Annotated in this window: 9 protein-coding genes and 1 tRNA gene; all 10 read right to left on the bottom strand. The window is 59.9% G+C overall.

The features are described from left to right. Nucleotides 1-46: 46 nt before the first annotated feature. On the bottom strand, nucleotides 47-604 hold the full coding sequence (locus CCX87_RS01910; RefSeq protein WP_087743313.1) for a LemA family protein: 558 nt from the start codon (nucleotides 602-604) through the stop codon (nucleotides 47-49). Between the two features lie 118 nt (nucleotides 605-722). Then, on the bottom strand, nucleotides 723-4,949 hold the full coding sequence (gene rpoC / locus CCX87_RS01905; RefSeq protein ID WP_087743311.1) for a DNA-directed RNA polymerase subunit beta': 4,227 nt from the start codon (nucleotides 4,947-4,949) through the stop codon (nucleotides 723-725). A gap of 131 nt (nucleotides 4,950-5,080) precedes the next feature. Further along, the gene (gene rpoB, locus CCX87_RS01900; protein ID WP_087743309.1) at nucleotides 5,081-9,193 is read right to left on the bottom strand and encodes a DNA-directed RNA polymerase subunit beta; all 4,113 of its coding nucleotides are present in this window, start codon (nucleotides 9,191-9,193) and stop codon (nucleotides 5,081-5,083) included. A 266-nt stretch (nucleotides 9,194-9,459) separates the two neighbouring features. Continuing rightward, nucleotides 9,460-9,834 (bottom strand): 50S ribosomal protein L7/L12, encoded by a 375-nt coding sequence (rplL, locus tag CCX87_RS01895; protein ID WP_086911093.1) that lies wholly within the window; start codon nucleotides 9,832-9,834, stop codon nucleotides 9,460-9,462. A gap of 40 nt (nucleotides 9,835-9,874) precedes the next feature. After that, nucleotides 9,875-10,399 carry a 50S ribosomal protein L10 gene (gene rplJ / locus CCX87_RS01890; RefSeq protein ID WP_056165010.1) on the bottom strand — a complete coding sequence of 175 codons (525 nt, stop codon included), beginning with the start codon at nucleotides 10,397-10,399 and terminating at the stop codon, nucleotides 9,875-9,877. Between the two features lie 230 nt (nucleotides 10,400-10,629). Further along, nucleotides 10,630-11,325: a 50S ribosomal protein L1 gene (gene rplA / locus CCX87_RS01885; RefSeq protein ID WP_087743308.1), complete on the bottom strand. Its 696-nt coding sequence runs from the start codon at nucleotides 11,323-11,325 to the stop codon at nucleotides 10,630-10,632. Further along, entirely contained in the window at nucleotides 11,326-11,757 is a 432-nt protein-coding gene (gene rplK, locus CCX87_RS01880) for a 50S ribosomal protein L11 (RefSeq protein WP_087743306.1), read from the bottom strand. A gap of 143 nt (nucleotides 11,758-11,900) precedes the next feature. Beyond that, entirely contained in the window at nucleotides 11,901-12,494 is a 594-nt protein-coding gene (nusG, locus tag CCX87_RS01875; RefSeq protein WP_087743304.1) for a transcription termination/antitermination protein NusG, read from the bottom strand. Continuing rightward, the gene (gene secE / locus CCX87_RS01870; protein ID WP_087743302.1) at nucleotides 12,491-12,877 is read right to left on the bottom strand and encodes a preprotein translocase subunit SecE; all 387 of its coding nucleotides are present in this window, start codon (nucleotides 12,875-12,877) and stop codon (nucleotides 12,491-12,493) included. Before secE ends, nusG begins: the two co-directional genes overlap by 4 nt. A gap of 87 nt (nucleotides 12,878-12,964) precedes the next feature. Beyond that, a tRNA-Trp gene (locus CCX87_RS01865) sits at nucleotides 12,965-13,040 on the bottom strand. Between the last annotated feature and the right edge of the window lie 3 nt (nucleotides 13,041-13,043).

Raw genomic sequence — 13,043 nt, 5'->3', positions numbered from 1 at the left:
GCTGGGGACGGGGTGCGTGATGATGGTGGGGGTGAACCGGCTCGCGTCATGAATTGCCTTCTCGTGTGATGGACAGCGCACGCGCTGGTGTGAAACCAAAGACCCAGGCCACCAGCGCCGCCGGGAACTGCCTGATCGCTGCGTTGTAGTCGAGCACCGCTTCATTAAAGAGCTGGGCGGCCTGTTCATTGCGTTTGTGCAATTCGTCCCACCGCGCGCGCCAGGGCGCCATCTTGCGAACGGCGTCATCGGCATCTCCACCCGGCTGAAGATTCAGCCACACGGCATCCAGAACCGCACACGCAGCGGACAGCGCCGCCACGGCGTCGCCCTGCAGAGGGCGGGCCCGCGCCACTGCCAGAGAGGCCGTCAACTGCGTGGTAGAGCCTTGCAGGGTGCTGTGCGCCTCGCGGTCCAGGGCGCCGGCGGTAAGCTGCGCCGCATCAAATTCGCCCAGCATGGCAAGCCATCGGATCAGGTGGGCGTCCAGACTGCCAAATGCCTGAACCACGGCAGAGCGCAGCCGCACCAGCCGGTTGTAGGCACCGACGGCCCAGAAGAGCGCGATGGCAATGGCTATCCAGATGAGCGGCGATGACCACATGGGCTAATACACCGGCACCGCATGCACCATGCGGCCCGTTCCGTGAGAGTTCCAGAAAAAACGCTCCCGACCTGTCGGTAGACAGGGCGGGAGCGCATCAGTGACGGCCCGGGGGGGCTTAATCGGCAGCTGCGTCGGGGGCAGCGCCTTCCGTCACGACAGCTGCGGCCGAGGCTTCCATTTCAGCCGCTTCGGCTTCGGCAATGGCACGGCGCTCGGCGTCGTCCATGGCGTCCTTGGCCTTGCGCGCCTGGTGGTACGCCATGCCGGTGCCGGCAGGAATCAGGCGCCCGACGATGACGTTTTCCTTCAGGCCACGCAACTCGTCGCGCTTGCCCATGATGGCCGCCTCGGTGAGCACGCGGGTGGTTTCCTGGAAGGAGGCCGCCGAGATGAACGAGTCGGTCGACAGCGATGCCTTCGTGATACCCAAGAGCAGATTGCTGTAAGTCGCAGGGATCTTGCCGGCAGCCTGCAGTGCATCGTTGGTGTTGAGGATCTCGGAGCGCTCGACCTGCTCGCCACCGATGTAGCTCGACTCGCCGACGTTCTCGACCACCACGCGGCGCAGCATCTGGCGAACGATCACCTCAATGTGCTTGTCGTTGATCTTCACGCCTTGCAAGCGGTACACGTCCTGCACTTCATCGACGATGTAGCGCGACAGCTCTTCGATGCCCAAGAGGCGCAGGATGTCTTGCGGGTCGGCCGGGCCGTCCACAATCGATTCGCCCTTGTTGACCACCTGGCCTTCGTGCACCAGGATGTTCTTTTCCTTGGGCACGAGCTCTTCGAACACACGGCCTTCGGGGTCGGTGATCTGCAAGCGGACCTTGCCCTTGGTTTCCTTGCCGAACGACACGGTGCCGGTCATTTCGGCCAAGGTGCCCTTGTCCTTTGGTGTACGGGCTTCGAACAGCTCGGCCACGCGGGGCAGACCGCCGGTAATGTCGCGGGTCTTCTGGCCTTCGACCGGAATACGCGCCAGCACTTCGCCAGGGCCCACGTCCTGTCCGTCACGCACCTGGATCAGCGCGCCGACCTGGAAGCCAATGGTCACCGAGTGGTCGGTGCCAGGGATCTTCACTTCGTTGCCCTGGGCATCGATCAACTTCACCTGCGGGCGCACCACCTTGGCGGCACCACGGCGCTTCGGATCGATCACCACCAGCGTGGACAGACCGGTCACTTCATCGACCTGCTTGGCCACCGTCAGGCCTTCTTCGACGTTCTCGAACTTGGTCTGGCCAGCGAACTCGGTGATGATGGGTCGCGTCAGCGGATCCCAGTTGGCCAGGATGGTGCCGGCCTTGATCTGCTGGTCGGCCTTCACCGTCAGCGTGGCGCCGTAAGGCACCTTGTGGCGCTCGCGCTCGCGGCCATGCTCGTCCTGGATGATGATCTCACCCGAACGTGCAATCACCACCAACTCGCCCTTGGTGTTGCTCACGTAGCGCATCGTGGCGTTGAAGCCGATCACGCCGTTGGACTTGGCTTCCACGCTCGACGCGATGGCAGCACGCGAAGCCGCACCACCGATGTGGAACGTACGCATGGTCAGCTGCGTGCCGGGCTCGCCGATGGACTGGGCAGCAATCACACCCACGGCTTCGCCGAGGTTGATCAAGCCGCCACGGCCCAGGTCGCGGCCATAGCACTTGGCGCACAGGCCGTAGCGGGTTTCGCAAGTCAGCGCCGTGCGCACCTTGACTTCGTCCACGCCAGCGGCTTCGAGCTCTTCGATGAGGTCTTCGTCGAGCATGACGCCCGCCGGGACCAGCACCGAGCGGTTCTCTGGATGCAGCACATCTTCAGCCGCAGTGCGGCCCAAGATGCGTTCGCGCAGCGATTCGATCACTTCACCGCCTTCGACGATGGCACGCATCAGCGAACCATTGGCCGTGCCGCAATCCTCTTCGGTCACGACCAGATCCTGCGTCACGTCCACCAGACGGCGGGTCAGGTAACCCGAGTTCGCCGTCTTCAGCGCCGTGTCGGCCAGACCCTTACGGGCACCGTGGGTGGAGATGAAGTACTCCAGCACGTTCAGACCTTCGCGGAAGTTCGCGGTAATGGGCGTTTCGATGATCGAGCCGTCTGGCTTGGCCATCAGACCCCGCATACCGGCCACCTGGCGGATCTGGGCGGCGGAACCGCGGGCACCGGAGTCGGCCATCATGTAGATGGAGTTGAACGACTCCTGGTCCACTTCCTTGCCGTGGCGGTCCATGACCTTCTGCTTGGAGAGCTGGGCCATCATCACCTTGGAGACTTCGTCACCGGCCTTGCCCCAGATGTCCACCACCTTGTTGTAGCGCTCGCCAGCAGTCACCAGACCGGACACGTATTGCTGCTCGATCTCTTTGACCTCCTTCTCCGAGCGCTCGATGATGCCGGCCTTTTGCGGCGGCACCAGCATGTCGTCGATGGCGATCGAGATACCGGCGCGGGTTGCAAGGCGGAAACCGTTTTGCAGCAGCTTGTCGGCAAACACCACGGTTTCTTTCAGACCGCACTTGCGGAAGCTCACGTTGATGAGCTTGGAGATTTCCTTCTTCTTGAGCGCCTTGTTCATGTTGGAGAACGGCAGGCCCTTGGGCAGGATCTCAGACAGCAGTGCGCGGCCCGCGGTGGTTTCCACCAGCGAGGTCGACGGCACGAATTCGCCGGTTTCCTTGTTCTTGGTCCACTCGGTCATGCGCACCGTGATCTTGGCTGCGAGTTCGACTTCGCCGGCATCCAATGCACGTTGCACTTCGCCGGTGTCCGAGAAGATCAAGCCTTCGCCCTTGCCGTTGATGCGATCGCGGGTGGCGTAGTACAGACCCAGCACCACGTCCTGCGACGGCACGATGGAAGGCTCGCCCGAGGCGGGGAACAGCACGTTGTTGGAGGCCAGCATCAGCGTGCGGGCTTCCATCTGCGCTTCCACCGAAAGCGGCACGTGAACAGCCATCTGGTCACCGTCGAAGTCGGCGTTGAAGGCCGCGCAAACGAGGGGGTGCAGCTGGATGGCCTTGCCTTCGATCAGGATGGGCTCAAAGGCCTGGATACCCAAACGGTGCAGCGTAGGCGCACGGTTGAGCATCACGGGGTGTTCCTTGATGACCTCTTCCAGGATGTCCCACACCACGGGGGTGCCGGATTCGACTTCCTTCTTGGCTGCCTTGATCGTCGTCGCGATGCCCATGGCTTCGAGGCGCGAGAAGATGAAAGGCTTGAACAGCTCCAGAGCCATCAGCTTGGGCAGGCCGCACTGGTGCAGCTTGAGCGTTGGGCCCACGGTAATCACGGAACGACCGGAGTAGTCCACGCGCTTGCCCAGCAAGTTCTGGCGGAAACGACCCGACTTGCCCTTGATCATGTCGGCCAGCGACTTCAGGGCACGCTTGTTGGCGCCCGTCATGGCCTTGCCACGGCGGCCGTTGTCCAGCAGCGAGTCAACAGCTTCCTGCAGCATCCGCTTTTCGTTGCGGGCGATGATTTCAGGGGCCTTCAGCTCCAACAGGCGGCGCAGGCGCGAGTTGCGGTTGATGACGCGGCGGTACAAGTCGTTCAGGTCCGACGTGGCGAAGCGGCCGCCGTCCAGCGGCACCAGCGGACGCAGGTCCGGTGGCAGCACGGGGAGCACTTCCAGCACCATCCACTCGGGCTTGATGCCCGACTTCTTGAAGGCTTCGAGCAACTTCAGGCGCTTGGCGTTCTTCTTGACCTTGACTTCGGAGCCGGTCAGGTCGCCGCGCAGGCGTTCGATCGACAGGTCGATGTCGATGGATTCGAGCAGGTCCTTAATGCCTTCCGCGCCCATCTTGGCGATGAATTCATCGCCGTATTCCTTGCGCTTGGCGTCGTAGTCGTCCTCGGACATGATGCTGAACTTCTTCAGCGGGGTCATGCCGGGGTCGGTCACCACGTAGGCTTCAAAGTACAGCACGCGTTCGATGTCGCGCAGCGTCATGTCGAGCACCAGGCCCAGGCGCGAAGGCAGCGACTTCAGGAACCAGATGTGCGCGCAGGGCGCGGCCAGGTCGATGTGGCCCATGCGCTCGCGGCGCACCTTGGTCTGGGTGACTTCCACGCCGCACTTTTCGCAGATCACACCGCGGTGCTTGAGGCGCTTGTACTTGCCGCACAGGCATTCGTAGTCCTTGATGGGACCAAAAATCTTGGCGCAAAACAGGCCGTCGCGCTCGGGCTTGAACGTGCGGTAGTTGATGGTTTCAGGCTTCTTCACTTCACCGAACGACCACGAACGGATCTTTTCGGGCGAAGCCATGCCGATACGGATGGCATCGAAGTGCTCATCCGGCGTGAATTGCTTGAACAGGTCGAGTAGCGATTTCATGTGACTCTTTCCTTTTCGTCAAAAATCATAGCTACCAGCGCTTGATACAAAGGGCTTTGCGCTTCAAAACACACGCAAAGCCTTTACCAATCAGCGCTAGCAGCTCACTTTTTTAATAATTCCGATCCTGTTCAGGAGCGTTCGAGTTCGATGTCCAGGCCCAGGGAACGAATTTCCTTGACCAGCACATTGAACGATTCCGGCATGCCGGCTTCGATGGCGTGTTCGCCCTTGACGATGGATTCGTACACCTTGGTACGGCCCACCACGTCGTCGGACTTCACGGTCAGCATTTCCTGCAGCACGTAGGCGGCGCCATAAGCTTCCAGCGCCCACACTTCCATTTCCCCGAAGCGCTGGCCACCAAACTGGGCCTTGCCGCCCAGCGGCTGTTGCGTGACGAGCGAGTACGGACCGGTCGAGCGGGCGTGCATCTTGTCGTCCACCAGGTGGTGCAGCTTCAGGTAGTGCATGTAGCCGATGGTGGTGGGACGCTCGAAGCGATCACCCGTGCGGCCGTCAAACAGATAAGCCTGGGTGCGCTCGGGGGTCAACCCCTTGCGCTCGGCCAGATCGTCGGGATAGGCCAGCTTCAGCATGGCCTTGATTTCGTCTTCCGACGCACCGTCGAACACCGGCGTGGCATAGGGCACGCCATTGGTCAGGTTCTCTGCCATGGCGACCAGCTCATCGTCGCTCAGTTGCGACAAGTCTTCGGTACGACCACGCGAGTTGTAGACCTCTTCGAGGAACTTGCGCAGTTCAGACGCCTTGGCTTCCTGCTGCAGCATGTCGCCAATGCGCTGGCCAATGCCCTTGCCGGCCCAGCCCAGGTGAACCTCAAGAACCTGACCGATGTTCATCCGCGAAGGCACGCCCAGCGGGTTCAGCACGATGTCGGCAGGGGTGCCGTCAGCCATGTAAGGCATGTCTTCGACCGGAACGATCTTCGACACCACACCCTTGTTACCGTGGCGGCCGGCCATCTTGTCACCCGGCTGCAGGCGGCGCTTGACAGCCAGATACACCTTGACCATCTTGAGCACGCCCGCGGGCAGCTCGTCGCCCTGCGTGAGCTTCTTGCGCTTTTCTTCGAAAGCCAGGTCGAAGCTGTGGCGTGTCTGCTCCAGCGAATTCTTGATGGATTCGAGCTGCGTGGCGACTTCGTCTTCTGCAGGACGGATGTCGAACCAGTGGAACTTCTCGACCGAGGCCAGGTAGGCCTTGTCGATCTTCGTGCCCTTGGCCAGCTTCTGCGGGCCGCCATTGGCGACGCGGCCGGTCAGCAGCTTCTCGATACGATCGAAGGCGTCGGCCTCGACGATGCGCAGCTGGTCGTTCAGGTCCAGGCGGAAGCGCTTGAGTTCATCGTCGATGATCTGCTGGGCGCGCTTGTCGCGCTGGATGCCTTCGCGGGTGAACACCTGCACGTCGATCACCACGCCCTGCGAGCCCTGGTCCACGCGCAGCGAGGTGTCCTTCACGTCGGACGCCTTCTCGCCGAAGATGGCACGCAGCAGCTTTTCTTCGGGGGTCAGCGTGGTCTCGCCCTTGGGCGTGACCTTGCCGACCAGCGTGTCGCCGGGCTGCACTTCGGCACCCACGTAAATGATGCCGGACTCGTCCAGGCGGTTCAGTTGCTGTTCCGACAGGTTCGGAATATCGCGCGTGATTTCTTCGGCACCCAACTTGGTGTCGCGGGCCATGACCACGAGTTCTTCGATATGGATCGAGGTGTAGCGGTCTTCGGCCACCACGCGCTCAGAGATCAAGATCGAGTCTTCGAAGTTGTAGCCGTTCCAGGGCATGAACGCGATCAGCATGTTCTGGCCGATGGCGATTTCGCCGAAGTCCGTCGATGCGCCGTCGGCGATCACGTCACCCTTGACCAGCATGTCGCCCTTCTTGACGATGGGGCGCTGGTGGATGTTGGTGTTCTGGTTGGAACGCTGGTACTTGATGAGGTTGTAGATGTCCACACCCACTTCGCCAGCAACCGCTTCAGCGTCGTTCACGCGCACCACGATGCGGGTCGCGTCCACGTAGTCCACCACGCCGCCACGGTTGGCCGTGACCACGGTGCCGGAGTCAACGGCGGCCACACGCTCGATGCCCGTGCCCACCAGAGGCTTCTCGGGACGCAGCACGGGCACGGCCTGGCGCGACATGTTGGCGCCCATCAGTGCGCGGTTCGCGTCGTCGTGCTCCAGGAACGGAACCAGCGACGCAGCCACCGACACGATCTGTGCAGGCGACACATCCATGTATTGCACGCGGTCCGCGCCGCACAGGATGGATTCACCCTTTTCACGGGCAGACACCAGGTCACCCGACAGGCGGCCGTCCTTGTCGAGCACGGCGTTGGCCTGCGCGATCACGTACTTGCCTTCTTCGATGGCAGAGAGGTAGTCGATGTCGTTGGTGACCTTGCCATCGACCACGCGACGGTACGGGGTCTCGATGAAACCGTACTCGTTCAGACGGGCATACAGAGCCAGCGAGTTGATCAGGCCGATGTTCGGGCCTTCAGGCGTTTCGATAGGGCAGACGCGGCCGTAATGGGTCACGTGCACGTCACGCACTTCGAAGCCAGCGCGCTCGCGGGTCAGACCGCCCGGGCCCAGTGCGGAGACGCGGCGCTTGTGCGTGATTTCGGCCAGCGGGTTGGTCTGGTCCATGAACTGCGACAGCTGCGACGCACCGAAGAACTCCTTCAACGCAGCCGAGATCGGCTTGCTGTTGATCAGGTCGTGGGGCATGAGCGGTTCTTGCTCAGCCTGGCCCAGACGTTCCTTCACGGCCTTTTCGATACGTGCCAGGCCGGTGCGGTACTGGTTTTCAGCCAGTTCGCCCACGCAGCGCACGCGGCGGTTGCCCAGGTGGTCGATGTCGTCAACTTCGCCGCGGCCATTGCGCAGGTCCACCAGGATCTTGACCACGGCCAGGATGTCTTCGTTGGACAGCACCATGGGACCGGTGGATTCGTCACGACCGATCTTGGCGTTGAACTTCATACGCCCAACACGCGACAGGTCGTACGTGTCGGGGTTGTAGAACAGGCGCTGGAACAGGGCCTGCACTGCGTCTTCCGTTGGTGGCTCGCCAGGACGCATCATGCGGTAGATGGCCACGCGGGCGGCAAACTCATCCACCGTTTCGTCGATGCGCAGGGTCTGCGAGATGTAGGCGCCTTGGTCCAGTTCGTTCGTATAGATGACCTGCAGGTCTTGCACCCCTGCGGAACGCATCTTCTTGAGCAGCGCTTCGGTCAGTTCTTCGTTGGCCTTGGCGATGATTTCACCGGTGTCGGCGTCCACAATATTGCGGGCTACAACGCGACCAATCAGGAAATCTTCGGGCACGCTGATGTGCGTGGTGCCGGATTGCTCCAGTTCGCGAGTGTGGCGTGCCGTCACACGCTTGTCCTTGGCCACAACGACCTTGCCGGACTTGTCGGTGATATCAAAACGCGCGACTTCGCCACGCAGACGCTCAGGCACAAACTCCATCTGTGCGCCGCTGTCCATCAGGCGGAAGTTGTCGTTGACGAAGAAGTTCGCCAGGATGGATTCGGGGTTCAGGCCGATGGCCTTGAGCAGGATCGTGACCGGCATCTTGCGGCGGCGGTCGACGCGGAAATACAAGATGTCCTTGGGGTCGAACTCGAAGTCGAGCCACGAGCCGCGGTAAGGAATGATACGTGCCGAGAACAGCAGCTTGCCGGAGCTGTGGGTCTTGCCCTTGTCATGCTCGAAAAACACGCCGGGCGAACGGTGCAGCTGCGAGACGATCACACGCTCGGTGCCGTTGATGATGAACGAGCCCTTGTCGGTCATGAGCGGCACTTCGCCCATGTAGACCTCTTGCTCCTTCACTTCCTTGACCACCTTGGACTGCGAGGTCGAAGACTCGCGGTCATAAATGATCAATTGCACCTTGGCCCGCACGGCCGACGCAAAGGTCAGACCACGCGTCTGGCATTCGCGCACGTCAAATGCGGGCTTGGCCAGGTTGTATTCGATGAACTTCATCTCCACAAAACCGTTGTGGGAGACGATAGGAAAGGCGGCGTCGAATGCAGCCTGAAGGCCTTCGATGGTTCTTTTCTGAGGTGCTTTATCAGCCTGCAGGAAAGCAGTGTATGCGTCCTTCTGCATCTGCAGCAGATAAGGAACTTCGAGCACGCTATCGCGGGTGCCGAAACTTTTGCGAATTCGCTTGCGTTCGGTATAGGAATAGGCCATGAGATCTCCGGGCAAAGACATGAGTCCTGGGTCTTCGACGACTGACCCGCAAGGAAATGTGTCCTTACGGGCTTGGCGGTTGGCCACTACCAACCATGGCGGACGGTGATGCGTTGCACATCACCCGAACCAAGGCGCCTTCTGCTGTCGGGGTTGTCAGAAGACACTCGAAAGCCCCATTGATAAGGGGACTTTCGGGTGCACTCTGAAAGCACCAAAGGCTGGAGGCCCTTTGAGGAACACTCCAGCCCTTGAGCAAGACCGAATTACTTGAGTTCGGCCTTGGCGCCGGCTTCCACCAGCTTCTTGACAGCTGCTTCGGCGTCGGCCTTGGCAATAGCTTCCTTGACGTTCTTCGGAGCGCCATCCACCAGGTCCTTGGCTTCCTTGAGGCCCAGGCCGGTGATTTCGCGCACTGCCTTGATGACGGACACCTTGTTGGCGCCAGCCTCGAGCAGCACCACGTTGAACTCCGTCTTTTCTTCAGCAGCAGCTGCGGCACCGCCGCCAGCAGCAGCAGGAGCAGCCATAGCAGCAGCGCTCACGCCAAACTTCTCTTCAATGGCCTTCACCAGGTCATTGAGTTCCAGAACCGTCATGCTGTCCAGCGCGGTCAAAAATGCGTCTTTATCGAATGCCATTTTTATTTCCTAACAATTTTGTTGGTTATCTATCGGGCAATCAAGCCGCGACAGGTTCGGCGGCCGTTTCGGCAGCGCCTTCGCCTTTTTTCGCCGCCAGTGCGCCCAGCACAACGGCCGTACGCGACATGGGGGACATAAGCAAGCCACAAATCTGAGCCAACAGCACTTCCTTGGAAGGAATGTTGGCCAGTTGCTTAACGCCGTTGACATCCAGGGCTTTGCCACCGAAAGCGCCACCGCGAATCACCAACTTGTCGTTGGTTTTCGCGAAATCGGCCACCACCTTGGCGGCGGCCACAGCGTCTTCGGAGAAACCGTAGATCAGCGGACCGGTCATCTGGTCTGCCACCACGTCAAATGCGCTGCCAGCCACAGCACGGCGAGCCAGGGTGTTCTTCAGAACACTCAGGGTCACGCCCTTGCTGCGAGCATCAACACGCAGTTTGGTCATGTCGGCGACCGTGATGCCACGGTATTCCGCGATCACAAGCGTTTGAGCTTTAGCGGCGAGGCTGGTCACTTCACTGATGACCGCTTCTTTCTCACTGCGATTAAGACTCAAGGTCTACTCCTTAAAATGCGCACTCGGCAGGTGCCTTGCACGCGCTCTTGTTGCAGCGACCAACTGTTCAGGAAAATATTCCATCTGCAGCGGGATCGCCATCTGCGTTGGCCCCAAAGGGTTTAAGTGCGAACATCCTGCACACCAACGGTCTTGGATGGCCCGAAAACGCCAGAGCGCTTTCAGCCCACCACATCAAGCCTTTTGACGGGCCTGAAGATTTCTTGCAATTACGCTGCGATGGACTGTGTATCCACGCGGACACCCAGGCCCATCGTCGACGAAACAGCGACCTTGCGCAGGTACAAACCCTTGCTCGAGGCAGGCTTGGCCTTGTTCAGCGCATCGATCAATGCAGTCAGGTTGCCCTGCAGCTTGTCGTTGTCGAACGAACGGCGACCAATCGTGCCATGCACGATGCCGGCCTTGTCGACACGGAATTGCACCTGGCCAGCCTTGGCATTTTTAACTGCCGTAGCGACATCAGGCGTCACGGTGCCCACCTTGGGGTTAGGCATCAGGCCACGCGGACCCAGAATCTGTCCCAGGGTACCCACCACGCGCATGGCATCAGGAGCGGCGATCACCACATCGAAAGGCATGTCGCCAGCCTTCACCATAGCGGCCAGGTCGTCCATGCCCACGATATCGGCACCGGCGGCCTTGGCCTCTTCCGCCTTGGCACCCTGTGCAAACACCGCTACGCGGGTGGTCTTGCCGGTACCGTTGGGCAGCACCACGGCGCCGCGCACAACCTGGTCGGACTTCTTGGCATCGATGCCCAGCTGCACAGCCACGTCAATGGATTCGTCAAACTTGGCCGTTGCCGCGTCCTTGACGATTGCAATGGCTTCAGCGAATGCGTACAGCTTGGTGCTGTCCACTTTGCCCTGCAGCGCCTTTTGTTTCTTTGTCAGCTTGGCCATTTACAACCCCCCCACCGTCACGCCCATGGAGCGCGCAGAGCCAGCCAGCGTGCGGACAGCAGCGTCCACATTGGCGGCATTCATGTCCTTGAACTTGGTCTTGGCGATTTCCTCGAGCTGGGCACGAGTAATCTTGCCAACCTTGGTGCTCAGTGCATTGGGCGAGCCTTTTTCCAGCTTGATCGCCTTCTTGATCAAAACCGTCGCAGGCGGTGTCTTGATGATGAAGGTAAAGCTCTTGTCTGCAAACGCCGTGATGACCACAGGCAGTGGCAGACCGGGCTCGACACCTTGGGTCTGCGCATTGAATGCCTTGCAGAACTCCATAATGTTAAGGCCACGCTGACCGAGCGCAGGGCCGATCGGTGGGGATGGGTTAGCCTTACCAGCTGGCACTTGCAGCTTGATAAAACCGACGATTTTTTTCGCCATGCTTTACTCCTTGCGGGTGATAACGCCAGACTTGCTGATGCAAGCAACGGCTCCCCGGGGTTAACGACTCACTCACTGCATTCGCACCGAGTCGAAAAGTGCGATGCCCAAAATTCTTCGGATCAGGCTTTTTATCGAAAGACTTAGGTCTTTTCGACTTGACCAAACTCCAGCTCCACCGGCGTGGAGCGACCAAAAATCATCACGGAAACACGCACGCGGCTCTTTTCGTAATTCACCTCTTCCACCGATCCATTGAAATCCGTGAAAGGGCCCTCCTTAACCCGCACCAACTCGCCCACCATGAATTCAACCTTGTGCCGGGGCTTGTCAGTGCCTTCCTGCATCTGACTGACGATCTTCTGCACTTCTTCTTCAGAAATGGGCGCCGGGCGGTTCTTCGCACCACCCACAAATCCCGTGACTTTGTTGGTGTGCTTGACCAGATGCCACGTATCGTCATCCATGACCATCTCGACGAACACGTAGCCAGGAAACAAACGGCGCTCCGTGGTTTTACGCTGGCCGTTCTTCATCTCGACCACTTCTTCGGTCGGCACCAGAATACGGCCGAATTTATCCCGCATGCCGGAGCGGGTTATGCGCTCAAGGATGTTGCGCTCTACCGCTTTTTCCATACCCGAATATGCATGGACGATATACCAGCGCAGATCAGGATTGGAAGATGCAGAGCCACCCGAGGCATCCACCCCAGTCAAATCCACAACGCTTGTCATGATTTTCTCCAACCCAGAATCAAGTCATACAAAACCCACTCAAGAGTCTTGTCGGTAAACCACAAAAACAACGCCATGATCACGACAAATGCAAACACATAGGCAGTCATCTGCAATGTTTCCTTGCGCGTAGGCCATACCACCTTTTTGACCTCACGCCAGGCATCATGCGCAAAGGCAACCAACTGACGTCCAGATTCGGAAACCAGAAAGACAGCCGCCGCAGCGACGAGACCCACCAGCAATGCCGCCCATTGAACAACGACCCCCTGATTGCCCAGCAAATAAAAACCCGCAACAGAAGCTATCACCAATGCCACCGCTGCGGCGAGCTTGGCCTTGTCCGCCCCCGTATTGACGGTTTCAACTTGTGTAGTGGCCATGTCTAAATTTCCTACTTCAATTTCCGGCATCCCCCAAGACACCGAAGCCCGCCAATGCTTGGCGGGCTTATTTGGACCACATTCAAGTGGCAGGGGCAGTAGGAATCGAACCTACAACCTTCGGTTTTGGAGACCGACGCTCTGCCAATTGAGCTATACCCCTATG

This window comes from Acidovorax sp. T1 (assembly GCF_002176815.1).
In the GTDB taxonomy this organism is placed as follows: Bacteria; Pseudomonadota; Gammaproteobacteria; order Burkholderiales; family Burkholderiaceae_C; genus Acidovorax.
This window is presented reverse-complemented; position numbering and strand designations above follow the sequence as displayed.